This is a genomic window from Klebsiella sp. 141198 (assembly GCF_050600785.1).
Classification (GTDB): Bacteria; Pseudomonadota; Gammaproteobacteria; order Enterobacterales; family Enterobacteriaceae; genus Klebsiella; species Klebsiella aerogenes.
This window is the reverse complement of record NZ_JAQIRM010000005.1, coordinates 65,861-83,830: the sequence shown is the minus strand read 5'-3', so window position 1 is coordinate 83,830 and position 17,970 is coordinate 65,861. Positions and strand designations below refer to the sequence as shown.

The 17,970-nt window shown below is 61.2% G+C and carries 18 protein-coding genes; 7 read left to right on the top strand and 11 right to left on the bottom strand.

Going from position 1 to position 17,970, the window contains the following annotated elements:
* The first annotated feature begins 58 nt into the window (after positions 1 to 58).
* The gene (locus PGR10_RS18150) at positions 59 to 922 is read left to right on the top strand and encodes a MurR/RpiR family transcriptional regulator (protein ID WP_430923898.1); all 864 of its coding nucleotides are present in this window, start codon (positions 59 to 61) and stop codon (positions 920 to 922) included.
* Here the strand turns inward: PGR10_RS18150 and PGR10_RS18145 are convergent.
* The 5 genes from PGR10_RS18145 to PGR10_RS18125 all read right to left on the bottom strand — a co-directional run bounded on the left by PGR10_RS18145 (position 919) and on the right by PGR10_RS18125 (position 5,902).
* Complete coding sequence (locus PGR10_RS18145; protein ID WP_032713256.1) at positions 919 to 1,518, bottom strand: 2-dehydro-3-deoxy-6-phosphogalactonate aldolase; 600 nt, start codon at positions 1,516 to 1,518, stop codon at positions 919 to 921. The two genes, PGR10_RS18150 and PGR10_RS18145, sit on opposite strands and share 4 nt — an antisense overlap.
* Positions 1,505 to 2,377: a 2-dehydro-3-deoxygalactonokinase gene (locus tag PGR10_RS18140; RefSeq protein WP_430923897.1), complete on the bottom strand. Its 873-nt coding sequence runs from the start codon at positions 2,375 to 2,377 to the stop codon at positions 1,505 to 1,507. The genes PGR10_RS18145 and PGR10_RS18140 overlap by 14 nt, the downstream gene beginning before the upstream one ends.
* A 9-nt stretch (positions 2,378 to 2,386) precedes the next feature.
* The gene (locus PGR10_RS18135) at positions 2,387 to 3,874 is read right to left on the bottom strand and encodes a sodium:solute symporter family protein (protein WP_015368414.1); all 1,488 of its coding nucleotides are present in this window, start codon (positions 3,872 to 3,874) and stop codon (positions 2,387 to 2,389) included.
* 185 nt (positions 3,875 to 4,059) lie between these two features.
* Entirely contained in the window at positions 4,060 to 4,452 is a 393-nt protein-coding gene (locus PGR10_RS18130) for a RidA family protein (protein WP_015368415.1), read from the bottom strand.
* A gap of 10 nt (positions 4,453 to 4,462) precedes the next feature.
* The gene (locus PGR10_RS18125; protein WP_271031598.1) at positions 4,463 to 5,902 is read right to left on the bottom strand and encodes an N-acyl-D-amino-acid deacylase family protein; all 1,440 of its coding nucleotides are present in this window, start codon (positions 5,900 to 5,902) and stop codon (positions 4,463 to 4,465) included.
* Between PGR10_RS18125 and PGR10_RS18120 the strand changes: the two genes are divergently transcribed.
* Both PGR10_RS18120 and PGR10_RS18115 read left to right on the top strand, forming a co-directional pair.
* Positions 5,880 to 6,059 carry a hypothetical protein gene (locus tag PGR10_RS18120; protein WP_430923896.1) on the top strand — a complete coding sequence of 60 codons (180 nt, stop codon included), beginning with the start codon at positions 5,880 to 5,882 and terminating at the stop codon, positions 6,057 to 6,059. The two genes, PGR10_RS18125 and PGR10_RS18120, sit on opposite strands and share 23 nt — an antisense overlap.
* Before the next feature lie 43 nt (positions 6,060 to 6,102).
* Positions 6,103 to 7,323, top strand: a complete 1,221-nt coding sequence (locus PGR10_RS18115; protein WP_430923895.1) for an amino acid deaminase — start codon at positions 6,103 to 6,105, stop codon at positions 7,321 to 7,323.
* Positions 7,324 to 7,435: 112 nt separating this feature from the next.
* Here the strand turns inward: PGR10_RS18115 and PGR10_RS18110 are convergent, their stop codons facing one another.
* From PGR10_RS18110 to PGR10_RS18090, 5 genes are all read right to left on the bottom strand, one after another.
* The gene (locus PGR10_RS18110; protein ID WP_411325762.1) at positions 7,436 to 8,452 is read right to left on the bottom strand and encodes an Ldh family oxidoreductase; all 1,017 of its coding nucleotides are present in this window, start codon (positions 8,450 to 8,452) and stop codon (positions 7,436 to 7,438) included.
* 11 nt (positions 8,453 to 8,463) lie between these two features.
* Positions 8,464 to 10,065: an APC family permease gene (locus PGR10_RS18105; RefSeq protein WP_430923894.1), complete on the bottom strand. Its 1,602-nt coding sequence runs from the start codon at positions 10,063 to 10,065 to the stop codon at positions 8,464 to 8,466.
* Between the two features lie 15 nt (positions 10,066 to 10,080).
* Positions 10,081 to 11,685 (bottom strand): aldehyde dehydrogenase (NADP(+)), encoded by a 1,605-nt coding sequence (locus PGR10_RS18100; protein ID WP_430923892.1) that lies wholly within the window; start codon positions 11,683 to 11,685, stop codon positions 10,081 to 10,083.
* Between the two features lie 14 nt (positions 11,686 to 11,699).
* Positions 11,700 to 12,620, bottom strand: a complete 921-nt coding sequence (locus tag PGR10_RS18095; RefSeq protein ID WP_008807565.1) for a dihydrodipicolinate synthase family protein — start codon at positions 12,618 to 12,620, stop codon at positions 11,700 to 11,702.
* Positions 12,621 to 12,771: 151 nt separating this feature from the next.
* Complete coding sequence (locus tag PGR10_RS18090) at positions 12,772 to 13,596, bottom strand: AraC family transcriptional regulator (protein ID WP_087858240.1); 825 nt, start codon at positions 13,594 to 13,596, stop codon at positions 12,772 to 12,774.
* A gap of 310 nt (positions 13,597 to 13,906) precedes the next feature.
* On the opposite strand from PGR10_RS18090, the gene PGR10_RS18085 reads away from it, so the two are divergent.
* From PGR10_RS18085 to PGR10_RS18070, 4 genes are read left to right on the top strand one after another with little or no spacing between them, the layout of a single operon-like run.
* Positions 13,907 to 14,854, top strand: a complete 948-nt coding sequence (locus tag PGR10_RS18085; protein WP_430923890.1) for a 4-hydroxyproline epimerase — start codon at positions 13,907 to 13,909, stop codon at positions 14,852 to 14,854.
* A complete protein-coding gene (locus PGR10_RS18080; protein ID WP_430923889.1) occupies positions 14,851 to 15,960 on the top strand; it encodes an NAD(P)/FAD-dependent oxidoreductase in 1,110 nt (369 codons plus the stop codon). Before PGR10_RS18085 ends, PGR10_RS18080 begins: the two co-directional genes overlap by 4 nt.
* Positions 15,957 to 16,220, top strand: a complete 264-nt coding sequence (locus PGR10_RS18075; RefSeq protein ID WP_213317814.1) for a (2Fe-2S)-binding protein — start codon at positions 15,957 to 15,959, stop codon at positions 16,218 to 16,220. Before PGR10_RS18080 ends, PGR10_RS18075 begins: the two co-directional genes overlap by 4 nt.
* Positions 16,201 to 17,463, top strand: coding sequence for an FAD-dependent oxidoreductase (locus tag PGR10_RS18070; RefSeq protein WP_430923888.1), 1,263 nt, complete (start codon positions 16,201 to 16,203; stop codon positions 17,461 to 17,463). Before PGR10_RS18075 ends, PGR10_RS18070 begins: the two co-directional genes overlap by 20 nt.
* A gap of 3 nt (positions 17,464 to 17,466) precedes the next feature.
* Here PGR10_RS18070 and hpaR read toward each other — a convergent pair whose 3' ends face one another.
* Positions 17,467 to 17,907 carry a homoprotocatechuate degradation operon regulator HpaR gene (gene hpaR, locus PGR10_RS18065; protein ID WP_045395485.1) on the bottom strand — a complete coding sequence of 147 codons (441 nt, stop codon included), beginning with the start codon at positions 17,905 to 17,907 and terminating at the stop codon, positions 17,467 to 17,469.
* Positions 17,908 to 17,970 lie beyond the last annotated feature (63 nt).

The following is a 17,970-nucleotide window of genomic DNA, read 5'->3' as shown; positions in this document are numbered from 1 at the left end:
TTTTGTCACCGGTATATGGTACAAAGTACCATTCCCAATACATAACCTGATACCCGGAATGGCCTACTCGATCGATATCATCTCCTGCATCACCGACCGCTTTATGGCGCTGACCGCGACCGAAAAGCGAATTGCGCAGTTTATTCTCGACGACGTCGCCGCCGCGGCGGCAATGCCGATTGCCGAACTGGCGCGCCTGACCGACACCAGCCAGGCATCGGTGACGCGCTTTGCGCGTGCGCTGGGCTGTAAAGACGTACGCGAACTGAAAATGAAGCTCGCCCAGTCGCTGGCCATTGGTCAGCGCTTTATTCTCGATGTGCCGGATCTGGAAGGCGTACAGGGAATTTATGAATCAATCATCAGCGTGCTGGAAACCAACCGCCGGGCGCTGGATCTTGCGGCGCTGAAACGCGCGGTGGAATGGATTAGCGACGCCCGTCAGGTGCTTGCGCTGGGTATGGGCGGCGGTTCGACCATCTGCGCGCAGGAGATCCAGTATCGCCTGTTCCGCCTCGGGTTGCCGGTAGTCAGCCAGAGCGACGGCCTTCTGGTACGCATGATGAGTTCGGCGGTGACGGCGAAAGATGTGGTGATTGTGCTGTCGCTCGGCGGCTATACCAAAGAGATGATTGAAAGCGCCGCCATCGCCCGGCAATACGGGGCGAAAATTGTCGCCATTACCCCGCCGGAAACGCCGCTGGCGGCGCAGGCAGATTTATTGCTGCCGCTGCTGGTGAGCGAAAACGACTATATCTTTAAGCCCAGCGCTTCACGCTATGCGATGCTGGCGATGGTGGATGTGCTGGCCACCGAGCTGGCGATGGCCAATAAACCGCAGGCGAAAGACCGTCTGCGCCGCATTAAGCTGGCGCTCGACGACCACCGCGACGGCGTCGACCGACTGCCGCTCGGCGATTAATCGCCGCAGGCGGCGATAAAGCGTTGCGCCTGCTGGCGGGTACGCGCCAACGGCTGCCCGGCGCGGTAGAGATCGCTGCCTAACCCCGCCCCCGCGCAGCCCGCCTGACGCCAGCTGTGCAGGTTTTCCGGCGTCACGCCGCCGACCGCCAGCACCGGCACCTCCGGCGGCAACACCGCTTTCAGCGCGCGGATATAGTCCGGGCCGAATGCCGATGACGGAAAGATTTTCAGCCATTGCGCCCCGGCATCCAGCGCGCTAAACGCCTCAGAGGCTGTGGCACAGCCGGCGCACACCAGCATCCCCTTTTCTACCGCGCGGCGGATCACCGCCGGGGCCGTATTGGGCGTCACGATAAGCTTCGCCCCGGCTTCAGCCAGAAAATCAACCTGCTCAACCTTCAGCACCGTCCCCGCGCCAATCACCGACCGTTCGCCAAACTGGCGCACCATCGCCGGAATACTCTGCTGCCAGTCCGGCGAGTTAAGCGGAATTTCAATATAGCGAAAACCTGCATCGATAAGCGCGGCGATATGCTCCGCCGCCTCACCGGGCTGAATACCGCGTAAAATCGCCACCAGTTTAACCTTGTCCATCAATCATCCTCGCTATACCCGAAAGAAACGCCGCCTCGCCGGAGCAACAGGAAACGGTCAACCCTCGCGCCGCCATCGCCTGCTGATAACGGGCACTAAGCGAGTGCTCACCAACCAGCACCACGCGGCTGGCGCGATAGCGCTCGCCAAAGGTCGCCACCTCCGCGCCAATCAACAGCCCGGAGAGATAATCGCTCACCGAAGTCGCCGCCAGCGCCCCTAACACCCGCGCGGCGCGGGCGCTAAAAAGCCCGGACAATAACGCCGGCTGATTTAGCCCTTTTTCCATACCGAGAGCGAAAGCGGCGTCATCAGGTTGTTGTACAGGCAGTTGCTGACCGAGCAGCGAATGATTAAGCAGCAGGTGATGCAGTTCGCCGGTCATCGCCGTGGCGAACTGGCGCACCACGCCGTTCTGCACCTGCACCCATTTACAGTGGGTGCCGGGCATCACGTAACACTCCGCGGGCATCCGTTGCCAGGCGCCCAGCAGCTGCGTTTCTTCACCGCGCATCACATCGTAATCTGCGGCCTGCGCCACTTTCAGCCCCGGCACGATCCACACGTTTTCCGCCACCTCATGTAACTGACCGTTGAGCGCCTCCAGCGCCAGCGGGCAGGCCAGATAAGGCACCGGTTGCCAACCGGCATCGCTGCCGATCATCCCCGCCATCACCACCGGCAGCGCGGGGTCGCCGCGCCACGGCGCCAACTGCTGCTGAAATACCGCTTCGGCGCGCTGCCCGTTCAGACGCGTGACGCCGCTGGGCAGCTTCAGCTTGTCGATGCATTCGCCATCACGCATCCGCCATGCCCGCAGCTGCGTAGAGCCCCAATCGACGGCAATATACTCGTTCATGATTGCCCCTTACCCGCGTGAGGTATGACGTTTGCCAATCGGCAGCGGCGGCGGCGTTGGGCGGCTTTCACGCTCGCGGGTAATCATCTCCAGCGCCTGCTCGCGGCTCATGCTGCTGGCCGGGGTCAGTAACGTCACCACAACCGAAGCCACCAGGCTCGTCAGTACCGCCGGAATACACGGGTTGCCCCAGAAAGCCAACCAGTCGCTATCTACCAGCACCGCAACCGATGCCCCGGCGCCGCCGGCCAGCGCGGCGACCGCGCCCTGCCAGTTAAAACGTTTCCAGAAGCGGCCAAGCATGGTGCAGATAAACATGCCGGACATAATCATCGAGATCATTTTGGTGATATAGCTGATGATGTCGTTGGAGGTCAGCGCAAACAGCAGCGCCAGCGCAATCACCAGAACCAGGAAGATCCGCGACAGGCGAATCGCTTTCTCCGGCGCGGGCATATGGCCGGTCACCAGGGTGTAGAGGTCGCGCAGCATAATGGACACCGCGGCGATGGCATCAGAGCTACCGGAAGACATATTGGCCGACATCCCGGCAATCAGGATCGCCATCGCCAGCACCGGCGGCAGCACCTGAGTGGCAAACAAGAAAGCGAAGCCGCTGTTTTCCAACTGCGGGTTCATGGTCCATACCGCCATACCGATGATCGCCGGCAGGAAGGAGAAGCCCAGATACAGCAGGCCGGTAATGGTAAAGGACTGGCGCACCGAGGAGACGGTCTTCGCCGAGTAAATACGCTGGCGATAAGAAGGCGTCGCCAGCACGCCGACGCCGATCACCATCGCCAATGATAGCGCCGGCAACACGCCTAATTTATCGACCGCGAACAAGCTTTGCGCCGCCGGATCGACGGCCTGCTGAATATGGCTCCAGCCGCCAACGTGATGAACCGCCAGCACCGCCATTAAAATAAAGCCGACGAACAGTACAATCGATTGAATGGTATCGATCCACACCACCGCGGAATAGCCGCCAATACCGACATAAACCACAAAAGCCAGCGCAATAATAATTTTTGCGACATTAATATCAATGCCGCTGGCCCACGCCAGATATAATCCGCCACCTAATATATGCGCCCCCAGCCAGCCGATAGAAGCAATAAAAATAAGTATCGCGACGAGGTTTTTAATTATTTTACTGCCGCCGGTGTAATACGACATTTCTTCACTCATGGTCATGAAGCGAAGTTTGCGTACCGGAGCGAATAACCATGCCACCAGCAGAATCCCCACCGCGCCGCCGAGGCCGTAAAGCATCCCGGCCCAGCCGTTGCTGTAGCCAAAGCCGACGGCGCCGACGCTGGAGCCGGTGCCCACCATGGTGCCGACCGTCGAGCCGAGAGTGAGGATCATCGGCAGCGAACGGCCGCCAAGTAAAAAGTCTTCGCCGGTTTTCTGTTTGCGCGAAACGTACCAACCTAAGGTAATCATCGCGCAGGCATAAACGGAAAACCAAATCATAAATGACATATTATTCATGGCTCACATCCAGACGTAATAAATAATATTCGTGCCGCTGAATATTATGAGTTAACAGGAACCATGCCTGAAAAAAGGCATAGCGAACCCAGTGGCACCGATTTATTTATTCACTCTGGTGCCGATATCACACTTTTTTGATGCTCCCTCCCGGAAGGGAGGGATTTATTTTTAGGTTTCGAGCGTTATTGTCGCGCAGCGTTAAAACAGGTCACATCCACTTCAACTTTGCAATCCACCACCAGGTCCGCCACGCAGCAAATGCGCGCTGGTGGATTATCGCCAAAGAACTCGCGAAATACCTTATTGAACGACTGGAAATAGCGCGCGTCGGTGAGGATCACTTTGACGTGTACCACGTCCGCCAGGCCGTAGCCGGCTTCGCTCATGATGTCGACGCAGTTCTGGATCGCCAGCCGCGATTGTTCGACGATGCCGCCTTCTACGACTTCGCCATTTTTCATCGGCGTCTGCCCGGAGACATATAGCCAGCCGCCGGCTTCCACCGCGCGGGCAAACGGCAGATGCTGACCGCCGGTGCCGGTACCGCCTTCTACGCCATAACGTTTGATACTCATACTCAACTCCTTAGTCCATCCGACGGCGCAGGAAACGCCCTGCCCGCCCGGTAATTTTCTTATCACTGCCGTAGCTCATCACGCCGTTGACCATCACCGCCTCAATGCCGTCCGCCGGTCGTTTCGGGTCGGAGAAACTGGCGACATCGCGCACCGTCTGCGGGTCAAACAGCACCAGGTCGGCGAAGTAGCCAATTTTCACCAGCCCGCGATCCGCCAACTGGAAGCGCGCCGCCGACAGCCCGGTCATCTTGTGTACCGCGGTAGTCAGCGGGAATAGCTGCTCGTCGCGGCTATAGTGGCCGAGTACCCGCGGGAAGGCGCCCCACAGGCGCGGATGCGGCATCGGATCGTTCGGTAGCCCGTCAGAGCCAATCATGGTGACCGGATAGCGCATCACTCGCCGTACGTCCTGCTCATCCATGTTGTAGTAGATAGCGCCCGCCGGCATCAGCCGCGCCGCGGCGTCGTGCAGGCTCACCTGCCACTCATCGGCGATCTGCTGCAACGTTTTCCCGGCCTGTTCCGGCTGCGCTTCGGACCAGGTGATCACGATATCAAACTCGTCGGTCACCTGTTTCATATCCAGCGTCGACGAGCTGGCGGAGTAGGGATAACAGTCGCAGGCGATATCCTGCTGCTGGCGCATCTCATCGAAAAACGCCAGCGTCTCTTTGGTACGCCCCCAGTTTTTCGCCCCGGCGCACTTGTGGTGCGAAACCACCACCGGCACGTTGCCGTGGCGGCCGATGCGGAAGGCTTCGTCCAGCGCCTCGAGAATCGGCTCGAACTCCGAGCGTAAATGGGTGGTATAGACGCCCTTCCCGGCTGCCAGCTCTTCCGCCAGCGCCATCACCTCTTCGGTAGTCGACTGGAAGGCGCTGGCATAGGCCAGCCCGGTACTGAGACCTAACGCCCCCTGGCGCAGCGCATCGCGTAGCTGTACGCGCATGCCGGCGATTTCCGTCTCGTTCGCCGGACGAAACAGATCGTCCATATGGTTATTGCGCAGCGCGGTGTGACCGATTAGCGTGCCGACATTCAGCGACGGCCGCGCCGCTTCCACCGCATGGGCATAAGCCTCCACGGTGGGATAGATAAAGTGCTGCAGCTCGCCGAGGAGATTCATCGGGTCCGGCACTTCGCCGCGCATGGTAGCGGTCGCCGCGCTAATCCCGCAGTTGCCGACGATCACCGTCGTCACCCCCTGGCTGAGCTTCGGCAAGTACTCCGGCATGCGGATAACGTTGATATCATCATGGGTATGCACATCAATAAAGCCCGGCGCCAGTACCCGCCCCTGGCCTTCAATTTCCTGCTCCGCCGCGACGTCCAGCGCCGGGGCGATAGCGATTATTCGGTCGCCCTTCACCGCCACATCGGCACGGTATTGCGGCCCGCCGCTCCCGTCGATCACCGTGACGTTTTTGAAAAGCCAGTCAACTTTCATAGCAATTACTCCCTTTCGACATGCCGATAAGTTAACCATTTACAAGCGTAAAAAACAGTGGAAAACTACGCAAAACCCAGATCATTTTGTGATACTTTTATTCAAACAGAATAACATTTTTATATTAAAAATATATTTATCAAATAGTTATAACTGATACCCAGCGATTAACCGATTATAAACCCTGAAAGGATAGTGTTATGAAATACCATTCAGCACCGCTCATCCCGCACAAATCCGCCCTCATGTCCGCACCGGCTAATCTGCTGGCGGAAGAGGTCTGTCTGCCCGCCGCGCTGTTAAAAAAGCCGGCGCTGGAAAACAATATTTCATGGATGCAGCGCTATGCCGACGCCCGCGGCGTGTCGCTGGCGCCGCATGGTAAAACGACAATGACGCCATGGATATTTCAGGCGCAGCAGCGAGCGGGAGCGTGGGGGATCGGCGTGGGCAGCGCCTGGCAGGCCAGCGCGGCGATGGCCAGCGGCATCCAACGCGTCCTGATGGTCAATCAGCTGGTCGGCAAGGCCAATATGCAGGTGGTCGCGCAGCTAAAAGCCCACTATCGGGCAGTGGATTTTATCTGCTGCGTCGATAGCGAGGCCAACGTGCGCGCCCTTTCCGCGTTTTTCGCCGCCCAAGGACAAACGCTGGATGTGCTGATTGAACTTGGCGTGCCGGGCGGGCGCTGCGGCTGTCGTAGCGTCGATGACGCGCTGGCGCTGGCGCAGCGGGTAAGCGATCTGCCGGGGTTACGGCTACGCGGGCTGGAATTGTATGAAGGGGTGCTGCACGGCGACGATCCGCAGCCGCAGGTGGAAGCGCTATTACAGCAGGCCGCGGCGCTTGCCTGCCGCATGGAGCCGCTGGTTGACGGCGAATTTATTCTCACCGGCGCGGGCACCGTCTGGTATGACGTGGTGTGCAACATCTGGCTGGCGGCGGCAAAACCGCGCCGCTGCCGTATCGTCATCCGCCCTGGCTGTTATATCACCCACGATCGCGGGATCTACGATCTCGCACAACAAGAGCTGATCGCCCGCGATCCAATTGCCTGCGATCTCGCCGGCGATCTCACTTCAGCGCTGGAGCTGATGGCGATGGTGCAATCGGTACCGGAGGCGGATCGCGCGGTGGTGAATTTCGGCAAGCGCGACTGCGCTTTCGACGCCGGGCTGCCGCAGCCGATCGCCCATTATCGTAACGGCCAGCAGTTAGCGCTGCGCGCGGAGTCGATCGTCAGTATCGGCATCATGGATCAACACTGCATGCTGCGCCTGGCGCCTGGCAGCGATGTGCAGGTCGGCGATATTCTGCTGTTCGGCACCTCGCACCCGTGTCTGACCTTTGATAAGTGGAAGACGTTGCTGCTGGTCGATGACGACTACAACGTGCTGGACGAGCTCGACACGCTATTTTGACAGGCATCCCGGGTAGCGGCGCTTCGCGCCTTACCCGAGCTACACAACCCGCGACGTTCGGTAGCCCGGCTAAGCGTAGCGCAAGCCGGGGAATGTCCCGGGTCTTCGCGCCTTACCCGCCCTGGCGCAAGGCGCAAATCTCATCATGCAATGAACGGCTGATGGCGACCCCCTGCCGCTCACTCTGCTGGCGGCAGGCGAAACGCCGCTCGCCCGGCAGCCGCGCCCCCTGATCCTGCATCGCATTGAACAACGTTTCGGCGCGCGCCAGCTGCTCTGGTGCCTGCGCGCCGAGAAAGCGCTGCGGATCCAGCGCCAGGATAAGCTCACCGCCGTAGGGGAGACCGCCCGCGCCGTTATCCCACGCCAGCGATTCGGCGCTGGTCATATCGCCGATAAGCGGCCCAGCCAGCAGCTCGACCATTGCCGCCAGCGCCGAGCCCTTATGGCCGCCGAAAGTTAACATCGCGCCGTTCAGCACCTCCGCGGCATCGGTCGTTGGCTGTCCCTGACTGTCGATTCCCCACCCTTGCGGTAGCGCTTTACCGGCGCGCTGATGCAGTTGGATCTCGCCGCGCGCCGCGGCGCTGGTCGCCATATCAACAATAAACGGCGGCTTATCCCGCCGCGGCCAGCCAAAAGCGATAGGGTTGGTGCCGAACAGCGGACGCGTGCCGCCCGCCGGGGCTACCCAGGCGTGGCTTGGCGTACAGGCCAGCCCCACCAGCCCTGCCTCGGTCAACGGCTCAATATCGGCAAACAGCGCGGAAAAATGGACGCAGCGATTAATCGCCAACGCCGCAATGCCGTTGTGCCGCGCCTTCTCCAGCAGTAACGGCAGCGCGCGCTCGTAGGCCAGCAGCGAAAAAGCGCCGCCGGCGTCCGCCCGCGCAATCGCCGGCGCCTGATCGTGGATTTGCGGCTCGGCATCAGGCGATACCTTACCTTTACGCAAGGTATCGACAATGCCCAACAGCCGCCACAGGCCGTGGGAAGCGCAGCCGTCGCGCTCCCCGGCGGCCACATTACGTGCAATGGCCGCCGCGTGGTCGGCGCTAAATCCATTGGCGCTGAGTACCTCCAGCGCCAGGTCATAAGCTTCAGGTAACGATAGAGTTACCGACTCCATACTGTTCTCCTTTACTCTTCTTCGTCTCCGCTAAAGTTAGCCTGCGGCAGGCAGCTGCGCGCGCCCCAGTAGTAAATCCCCAACGACATCGCCGCCACCAGCACCGTATCCCAGGGGTGACCGATAACATTAAGCCCGCCGAAGCTGCCCAGCCAGGAAAAGAGGATAATCAACGCATAAAAAACGATCAGCCACAGCGAAGACTTAACCTGCTGCGCCAGGCTCACGGTATGTTCCGGCACCTTACCTTTGCACATCACGTAGACGACAAACATCACGATTTGCAGCCCCAGTAACCACGAGAGCGTATTCCAGCCGGACCAGTAGACTATCAGCGCCGAGATCATAAACGATATCGGGCCGATGATGCCGAAGGCGCGCACGCGGAACGGCCGCGGTAGATCCGGCGCGTTGCGGCGCAGCCCGGCGGCAGTCACCGGGGCGATGGCGTAGCTCAGCACCAGGGCAGCCGACACCACGCTAATGAGCTGTTCCCAGGAGGGGAACGGCAGCGTCCAGAAAATCGACAGTCCAAAAGTCAGCCATAGCGCCGGGCGCGGAATACCGGACGCTTTATCAATATGGGTAAAGGCTTTAAAGAAGGTACCCGCCTTCGCCCAGCCGTAGATCACCCGCGGCGTCGCGTTCATATAGATATTGCCGGTGCCGCTCGGGGAGATGATCGCATCGCTTATCACCATAAAGGCCAGCCAGCCCATGCCGAGGGTAATAGCGATATCGCGATACGGTAGCGAGAACTGTTTGCTCACCTCGGCCCAACCGCCGTTCAGCATCTCGGTGGGGATACTGCCAAGGAACGCCAGCTGCAGCAGCACGTAGATAATCGTCGACAGCACCACTGATAAAATCAACGCAATAGGGATAGTCCGCTGCGGCTTTTGTACTTCGCTGGCTACCGAGATAATCGGCGTCAATCCCAGATAAGCGAAGATAATTCCGCCCGCGCTGATCGCCGCTTCCACCCCGGACATGCCAAATGGCGCAATACCCTGAGCGTGCAGATTCTCCGGTTTAAAGAAGGTGAACAGCGTCACCACCACCAGCAGCGGCACCAGAAACTTGAGCACGCTGATGAAGTTGTTCGATCGGGCGAAGGTCTTGACGCTGTAGTAGTTCAGCGCAAAGAAGAAACAGAGCAGCAGGAACTGCACCACCCACCCCAGCAGCGTCGGCGAACTGGAGCCCGGCTGGGTCAACGCCGGAAACCAGGCCGCGGCATATTGCCGGGCGGCGACAATTTCAATCGAAATCAGGCTGGAGAACGCGATCAGGGTGATGAATCCCAGCAGATAGCCCATCAGCTCACCATGGGAAAAGACCGGGTAGCGAATAATGCCGCCGGCGCGCGGCAGCGCCGCCCCCAGCTCGCAGTACACAATCCCCAGTAGCAATACCGCAAAGCCGCCGATCACCCACGACGCGATCCCGGCCGGACCGGCGATGGATGCGACGTGGCTGGCGGCGAATAACCATCCGGAGCCGAAAATCGCCCCCAGGCCGATAAAGGTGAGATCGGTTAGGGTCAACTGTTTTTTAAACTTACCCGACTCTGCAACGCGGGTTTGACTGTTATGCGTAGAGTGAATGGTCATGGTGATGCCCTTGCGTCAATGAGAGGAGGAAATCGCTTCCCGGGTCCACTGGCCGTTGACCAGGCGCAGCAGGTTCAAAGGGTTCGCATCCTGCAGCGCCGGCGGTAACAGGGCGGCTGGCGCGTTCTGCAGACAGACCGGGCGCAGAAAGCGCTCAATCGCCCGGCTGCCGACCGAAGTCCCGCGGGCGTCGGTGGTCGCCGGCCACGGGCCGCCGTGGACCATCGCATCGCACACTTCCACGCCGGTGGGATAACCGTTAAACAGCACCCGTCCGGCCTTTTCGCAAAGCAGCGGTAGCAGGCTCGCCGCCAGCGGGCCATCATCCGCCTCAGCATGCAGCGTCGCGGTGAGCTGCCCCTGCAGCGCTTTCACCACCGCCTGCAGTTGGGCCACGTCGTCCACTTCCACCAGTAGCGATAGCGGGCCGAAAACTTCGGTCTGCAGCAGCGTATCCTTCGCCAGCAGATCCTCGACCTGAGCCTGCCACAGCAGGGTTTGCGCCTGCCCGGCGCCGGCGGCGATGCCGCTCGCCAGCTTCTCGATACGCGGGTGCGCCGCAAGCGCCGCAACGCCCTGGCGGTAGTGCTGAAGGGTCGGCGCATTGAGCAACACCTGCGGCGAAGAGCCCGCTACCGCCTCGCACAGCGCCGACTTAAAGCGTTCCAGCCCGGCGCCGCGCAGCGCCAGAATCAGCCCCGGACGGGTACAGAACTGGCCGCCGCCGAGGGTGAATGACGCCACCAGCTCGTTCGCCAGCGCCTCGGCCCGCGTCTGCAGCGCCTGTGGCAGAATAATCAATGGGTTAATCGCCGACATTTCAGCAAACAGCGGGATTGGCTGCGGGCGCTGCTGCGCCAGCTGATACAGCGCCTTACCACCGGCCAGAGAACCGGTAAAGCCAACGGCCTGAATCGCCGGATGGCGGACTAATTCGGCGCCGATATCGGTCCCGAAAATCATATTGAATACGCCGCCGGGTAAACCGCACCGCACTACCGCCCGGACGATCGCTTCAGCAGTCAGCTCGGCGGTGGCCATATGGCCCGGATGGGCCTTCACCACCACAGGGCAGCCAGCCGCCAGCGCCGAAGCGGTATCGCCGCCGGCGGTGGAAAAGGCCAACGGAAAGTTGCTGGCGCCGAACACCGCCACCGGTCCTAACGCCTGCTGATACTGGCGCAGATCCGGGCGCGGCAGCGGCTGGCGATCGGCTAAGGCGGTATCAATACGGGCGGCGAAGTTATCGCCGCGCTGGATCACGCCAGCAAACATCCGCAGCTGGCCGCTGGTGCGCGCCCGTTCTCCCTGCAGCCGCGCCAGCGGCAGCGCGGTCTCCTGCCCGGCGATAGCAAAAAACGCCTCGCCCAGCGCATCCAGTTCATCAGCAATGGCGTTGAGAAAGCGCGCCCGCTGCTGCGGCGTGGTTTGTGAATAGACGGCAAAGGCCTGCTGCGCGGCTTCTGCGGCCTGAGCGGCTTCCTCGCGTGAAGCCGGATAAAAGCGGTGGCCGGTGGCTTCGCCGTCCACCGCCCGCAGGCTCAATAGCGTCGCCTCACCGCTGGCAATACGGTGTCCGGCAATAAACTGCCGTCCCGCCGTGGTCTGAGATGCATTCATATTGACTCCTGAGCTCAGAGGCCGACATCCGGCAGCGTCGGACGAGTCGCCAGCGCCTGTTCAACAATCGCCACCACCTGCTGGCGCGTTTCGCCTTCCAGCGCCAGACGCGGCGGACGGGTGATGGCGCTACCGCGACCCAGTAACTCTTCACACAGCTTGATGCACTGCACCAGATCCGGACGCGCATCGAGATGCAGCAGCGGCATGAACCAGCGGTACAGCGCCATCGCCTCTTCGTAACGCTGCTGGCGCGCCAGGCGGAACAGCGTTTCCCCTTCACGCGGGAAGGCGTTGGACATCCCGGAGATCCAGCCTTCCGCGCCGACGGCGATGCTTTCCACCACCACATCATCCAGCCCGGCAAACAGCACAAAGCGGTCGCCAACGGTGTTACGCAGGTCGATAAAGCGGCGGGTATCGCCGGAGGAGTCTTTAAAGCAGACGATATTGTCGCAGTCGGTCAGGGTGGCGAGAATGTCCGGCGTCACGTCGTTTTTGTAAATCGGCGGGTTGTTGTAGACCATAATCGGCAGGTCGGTAGCGCTCGCCACGCTGCGGAAGTGGGCCGCGGTTTCATGCGGTTTTGAGGAGTAGACCAGCGCCGGCATCACCATGATCCCGTCAACGCCGACGCGCTCCGCCTCTTTCGCCATTTTCTGGGCAAAGGCGGTGGTGAACTCGGCCACCCCGGCGATGACCGGAATTTTGCCGCCGGCGGCATCCTTCGCCACCTCGATAATCTGCAGTTTTTCATCGGTGCTCAGCGAGGTGTTTTCACCTACGCTGCCGCACACCACCAGCCCGGAAACGCCGTCTTTAACCAGGTTTTTCATCACCGCGTGAGTAGCGTCTAAATCGAGGGAGTAATCGCTACGAAACTGCGTGCTGACCGCCGGGAATACGCCGCTCCAGTGAATCGCTTTTTTGCTCATGCTCGGTTCCTTGTCGTCGTTTTGTTAAGTCAAAGTGAATGAATGGTGAATATTCACTGACAGATTGACGTGTCGCGGAACCGGCGGCTTGTCGGTTTTCCCTCAATACGATGACGAAATTAGCACAGTCGGCAAAAGTGTGAGCCAGCGTTTATCCGAGCAGCGTGAGGCGAAAATCACGCGGCGTCGAGCCGGTCATGGCCTTGAACTGGCGGCTGAATGCGCTGTGATCGGTATACCCGCACTGCAAGGCGATATCGGTAATCGGCGTATCGCCGGCCAGCAGTTCGGTGGCTTTTTCCAGCCGCACTTTGTGGATCATCTGCCGCGGGGTGAGATGAAAGATCCGCTTGCAGTAGCGTTCGATCTGCGCAATCGACATTCCGCTTAAGGCGGTTAACTCTTCCATGGCGATCGGCCGGTGATAGTGGCGGCGAATATGATCGTCGACGATCGCCAGCCGCTGCCACGCCGGGTGGCGGGCGTGGGCCTCCTGCAGATCGTGCGAGATCCCGGCCATGCCGATCACCTGGCCGCTGATATCGCGTAGCGCCAATTTCTGCGTCAGGCACCAGCCGCGCTCGCGGCCATTGTAGAGATGCATTTCCAGCTGATCGCGCAGGGTCACGCCTTCCCGCAACACCCGAAGATCCTGCTCGGTGTAACCCTGGCCCAGCGCGGAAGGAAAGACATCGGCGGAGGTTTTGCCCAGCAGCGAGGAGACGCTTTTGAAACCACAGCGGCGGGCCAGCGTCAGGTTCGCCAGCAGATAACGCGCTTGGCTATCTTTGATAAAAAATACCACATTAGGAATAGCATTGAGCAGGGGCGCAATCAGCGCCAGCGCATTCAGCAGCGCCGGCATATTTTCCGGCCGCTGGCGCGCCAGCCCTTCGCAGATCTGGCTTAGCTCATCGACGGCCAGCTCAGGTTGGTTAACCGCGCGCGGCGGCGCCGCATCAGAAACACCGATCATAAGGCCTCCTCATGGTAAGTGACCGAAGGATATTTATTCACTTTCCGTTAACACCACAAGCAGCAAGCGCTGGATTTGCGATCCTGGATCCGCTTTACGCCTTCCCCTGATTTAGCCACTGGCGCAATGGTCACTTTCGGTTTACCACAGCATTAAGCAAATGATTAATAAGAAATAACTATGTGAAATAGAAATATACCGCTCTCATTACTATGCAGATTTCGTCATTTTCTCTGACGAAAGCGCTCAAGCAGGCGGGGAAAGGTTGCGCCAGCATGATGAAACATGTTGTTAACTTCCGGAGAGTCTGATGACCGCGCCACGCCCCCCTATTACGCTGAGAGCTATCGATTCACATACCGGCGGCGAACCGACCCGCCTGATCGTTGACGGCTTCCCCGACCTCGGCGACGGCAGCATGGCGGAGCGCCGCGACCGCTTCGCCCGCGACTTCGACCATTGGCGTCAGGCGGCCATTCTCGAACCGCGCGGCAATGACGTACTGGTCGGCGCGCTGCTGTGCAAACCGGTCTCGGCAGCGGCCGCCGCTGGCGTGATTTTCTTCAACAACGCCGGTTTTCTGAATATGTGCGGCCACGGCACCATCGGGCTTATCGCCTCGTTGGCCTGGCTTGGACGTCTCCAACCCGGCGTACATCTGATTGAAACGCCGGTCGGCGACGTAAGCGCCACGTTGCACGACGATGGCAGCGTATCGGTGCAAAACGTCCCGGCCCGCCGCTGGAAAAAACAGATCCGCGTTGAGACCGTGCTGGGTCCCGTCATCGGCGATATTGCCTGGGGCGGTAACTGGTTTTTCCTGATTAACGACCATCCATTCGCCATTACCCCCGAACATATTCCACAGCTCACCGACTACGCCTGGGCGGTGCGCGAGGGATTGGAGACGGCGGGGATCCGCGGCGACGACGGCGGCGTTATCGACCATATTGAACTCTTCGCCGATGACGATACCGCCGACAGCCGCAGCTTCGTGCTCTGTCCGGGAAAGGCCTGGGATCGCTCGCCATGCGGTACCGGCACCAGCGCCAAGCTGGCCTGTCTGGCGCAGGATGGCAAGCTGCAGCCGGGGGAAATCTGGCGGCAGGCCAGCATCATCGGCAGCCAGTTTACCGCCAGCTACCAGCGTACCGCTGAAGGCATCATCCCAACGATCCGCGGCGAAGCCTGGGTGTGCGGCGATAACCAATTGATCCTCAACCCTGACGATCCCTTCTGCTGGGGGATCGCGCCGTGAAGCAGTGTGATGTCATCGTGATCGGCGCCGGGATCATCGGCGCCGCCTGCGCGTGGCAGCTGGCGAAGCGGGGGCAGAGCGTGACGCTCATCGATAACGGTCAGCCCGGCGCCACGGCGGCCGGTATGGGCCATCTGGTGTGCATGGATGACGACCCCGCCGAGCTTACCTTGTCGGCGTGGTCGCTGGAACGCTGGCGCGCTATCACGCCGCGGATGCCCGACAATTGCGCCTGGCGCGGTTGCGGCACGCTGTGGCTGGCGGAAAGCGAAGAAGAGATGGCCGTTGCTGACGACAAACAGCGGCGGCTGGCTGGCTATCAGGTCCACAGCGAACTCCAGACCCCGCAGCAGATCGCCGGGCGCGAGCCGCTGCTTCGCGGCGGGCTGGCCGGCGGGCTATGGGTGCCAGGCGATGGTATCGTCTACGCGCCGAACGTCGCCCGCTGGCTGATAGCCGATGCCGGAGACCATCTCACCTGCCTGCGCGATAGCGCACAGACGATTGAAGAGCCACAGGTGCTGCTCGCCAGCGGCCAACGGCTACAGGCGCGGGCGGTCGTGGTGGCCTGCGGCCTTGAAGCCAATGTGCTGTTAGCGGAAAACTGGCTGAGACCGAAAAAAGGCCAACTGGCGATTACCGATCGCTACGGGCCGCGGGTGCATCACCAGCTGGTTGAGCTGGGTTACGGCGCCAGCGCCCACGGCGGCGGCACCTCGGTGGCGTTTAATCTTCAGCCGCGACCGACCGGCCAGCTGCTGATTGGCTCTTCGCGTCAGTTTGATAATCGCGAGCGCGAGTTGGATCTGCCCCTGCTGGCGCAGATGCTCGATCGCGCCCGCCATTTCGTACCGGCGCTGGCGACATTGAATATCATCCGCTGCTGGAGCGGCCTGCGCGCCGCCTCGCAGGATGGTAATCCGCTGATCGGCCCACACCCCACCCGCCGTGGCGTATGGTTAGCGCTGGGCCATGAAGGGCTGGGCGTCACCACCGCCCCAGCCACGGCAGAACTGCTGGCGGCGCAGATCCTCGATGAACGCAGCCCATTGGCTCCCGACGCCTGGCTCCCGGCTCGTTTATCTCAACAGGAGGCGATTGCATGAATGCCACTCTCAACATCACCGTCGATGGCCAGCCTCTGACGGTGCCGGAAGGGATCAGCGTGGCGGCGGCGCTGGCGTTGACTGGCGATCCTACCACCCGCCAGGCGGTTAACGGCGAGCTCCGCGCGCCATTTTGCGGTATGGGCGTCTGCCAGGAGTGCCGGATCGCCGTCGATGGCCTACGGGTGCTGGCCTGCCAGACCTTGTGCCGGGCCGGTATGCAAATAGAAAGGAGCCGCTATGCAAACGCTGCGCTGTGACATTTTAATCCTCGGCGCCGGCCCCGCAGGGATGGCGGCCGCGCTCTCCGCCGCCGCCTGCGATAAACAGGTCATCATCCTCGACGATAACCCCGCCCCTGGCGGGCAAATCTGGCGTGCCGGTCCGCAGGCGACGCTACCCGACCTGGCCCGGCGCTACCGCCACGCCATCGCCGCATCTGCCGCCATCCTGGTGGTGAACGGCGCGCGGCTGATTGCCCGCCCCTCCGCGCACAGCGTGCTGTTTGAAACCGCCGACGGCGGCGGCGTGGTTCACTGGCAGAAACTGATCCTCTGCTGCGGCGCGCGCGAGCTGTCGCTGCCCTTTCCCGGCTGGACCTTACCCGGCGTAACCGGCGCGGGCGGCCTGCAGGCGCAAATCAAACAGGGCCTGTCACTGAAGGGAGAAAAAGTGGTGATTGCCGGCAGCGGTCCGCTACTGCTGGCGGTGGCGGATACGGTGAACAAGGCCGGAGGCGAAGTGACGAATATCATTGAGCAAGCGCCGCTCCCGGCGCTGCTGCGCTTCGCCAGCGGGCTGTGGCGCTGGCCGCAGAAGCTGCGCCAGTTAGCGACGCTGGCCCCGAAAGGCTATCTCAGCAACGCGCAGGCGATCCGCGCTCACGGCACAACGCGGCTGGAAGCGATTACGTTACGCCAGCGCGGCGTCGAGCGGACTATCGCCTGCGATCGGCTGGCTATCGGCTACGGGCTGATACCCAATATCGAGACGGCGCTGCTGTTCGGCTGCGCCACGGCGCAGGAGGCGATACAGGTTAACCGCTGGCAGCAGACCAGCATCGCGGATATCTACGCCGCCGGCGAGTGCACCGGTTTCGGCGGCAGCGAGCTGGCGCTGTTGGAGGGCGAAATCGCCGGTTTTGCCACCGCCGGGGCCAGCCATCAAGCGCAGGCGATTTTTGCCCGTCGCGCCCGCTGGCAGCGCTTCGCCGAAGCAATCAACCGTACCTTCCGGCTGAGGGAGTCCTTGAAAAACGCCGCGACGCCGGAAAGCCTGCTGTGCCGATGCGAAGATGTACGCTGCGGCGACGTTGACGCCGCCGGAGGCTGGCCGCAGGCCAAACTTAGCCTGCGCTGCGGAATGGGCGCCTGTCAGGGGCGCACCTGCGCCGCCAGCGCCCGCTGGTTGTACGGCTGGCCGCTACCGCAGCCAAGAGAACCGCTGGCCCCCGCCCGCGCGGAAACGCTTATTGCCCTCGCCCGGCCGAGCGCCGAGCCTTAACCGCTACTCTTCTTCATCACCGCGCGCGGCAGGGACGCCAAGCGCAATAAACTCCTCCAGCAGCGTGGTCAACTGGCGCATCTTCTCCGCCGTAAACTGCGCTTCTATCTGCCGGTAGGCCTCTTCCACCTGCGCCTGGGCGCTCTCATACAGCGCCAGCCCTGCGGGCGTCAGCGACAGGTAGAGCTTGCGCTGATCGTTGACCGGTTTTAAGCGCAGCACTAAACCGTCGCGCTCCATGCGCGTCAGAATCCCGGTCAGGCTGGGGCGCAAAATGCAGGCGCGCCAGGCCAGGTCGTGAAAATCCATCGATGGGTTTTCCGCAAGGATACGCACAATACGCCACTGCTGTTCGGTCAGATTGTGGCGTTTAACGATCGGCCGGAAATGGCCCATCGCCGCTTCTCGCGCCTGCAGCAGCGCAATGGTTAATGAATCATGCATGGTATCCCCTCAACAACGCTAACCAAAACTTATTAACAATTTAATAATTAGCCCTAATCCTGC

What these genes read in the sequence shown, in the direction of transcription:
- PGR10_RS18085 (WP_430923890.1), top strand. Translation starts at nt 13,907, where the DNA reads ATGACCGCGCCACGCCCCCCTATTACGCTGAGAGCTATCGATTCACAT.
- PGR10_RS18070 (WP_430923888.1), top strand. Translation starts at nt 16,201, where the DNA reads ATGCAAACGCTGCGCTGTGACATTTTAATCCTCGGCGCCGGCCCCGCA.
- PGR10_RS18135 (WP_015368414.1), bottom strand. Translation starts at nt 3,874, where the DNA reads ATGAATAATATGTCATTTATGATTTGGTTTTCCGTTTATGCCTGCGCG.
- PGR10_RS18150 (WP_430923898.1), top strand. Translation starts at nt 59, where the DNA reads ATGGCCTACTCGATCGATATCATCTCCTGCATCACCGACCGCTTTATG.
- PGR10_RS18075 (WP_213317814.1), top strand. Translation starts at nt 15,957, where the DNA reads ATGAATGCCACTCTCAACATCACCGTCGATGGCCAGCCTCTGACGGTG.
- PGR10_RS18115 (WP_430923895.1), top strand. Translation starts at nt 6,103, where the DNA reads ATGAAATACCATTCAGCACCGCTCATCCCGCACAAATCCGCCCTCATG.
- PGR10_RS18130 (WP_015368415.1), bottom strand. Translation starts at nt 4,452, where the DNA reads ATGAGTATCAAACGTTATGGCGTAGAAGGCGGTACCGGCACCGGCGGT.
- PGR10_RS18095 (WP_008807565.1), bottom strand. Translation starts at nt 12,620, where the DNA reads ATGAGCAAAAAAGCGATTCACTGGAGCGGCGTATTCCCGGCGGTCAGC.
- PGR10_RS18105 (WP_430923894.1), bottom strand. Translation starts at nt 10,065, where the DNA reads ATGACCATTCACTCTACGCATAACAGTCAAACCCGCGTTGCAGAGTCG.
- PGR10_RS18090 (WP_087858240.1), bottom strand. Translation starts at nt 13,596, where the DNA reads ATGATCGGTGTTTCTGATGCGGCGCCGCCGCGCGCGGTTAACCAACCT.
- PGR10_RS18145 (WP_032713256.1), bottom strand. Translation starts at nt 1,518, where the DNA reads ATGGACAAGGTTAAACTGGTGGCGATTTTACGCGGTATTCAGCCCGGT.
- PGR10_RS18100 (WP_430923892.1), bottom strand. Translation starts at nt 11,685, where the DNA reads ATGAATGCATCTCAGACCACGGCGGGACGGCAGTTTATTGCCGGACAC.
- PGR10_RS18140 (WP_430923897.1), bottom strand. Translation starts at nt 2,377, where the DNA reads ATGAACGAGTATATTGCCGTCGATTGGGGCTCTACGCAGCTGCGGGCA.
- hpaR (WP_045395485.1), bottom strand. Translation starts at nt 17,907, where the DNA reads ATGCATGATTCATTAACCATTGCGCTGCTGCAGGCGCGAGAAGCGGCG.
- PGR10_RS18125 (WP_271031598.1), bottom strand. Translation starts at nt 5,902, where the DNA reads ATGAAAGTTGACTGGCTTTTCAAAAACGTCACGGTGATCGACGGGAGC.
- PGR10_RS18110 (WP_411325762.1), bottom strand. Translation starts at nt 8,452, where the DNA reads ATGGAGTCGGTAACTCTATCGTTACCTGAAGCTTATGACCTGGCGCTG.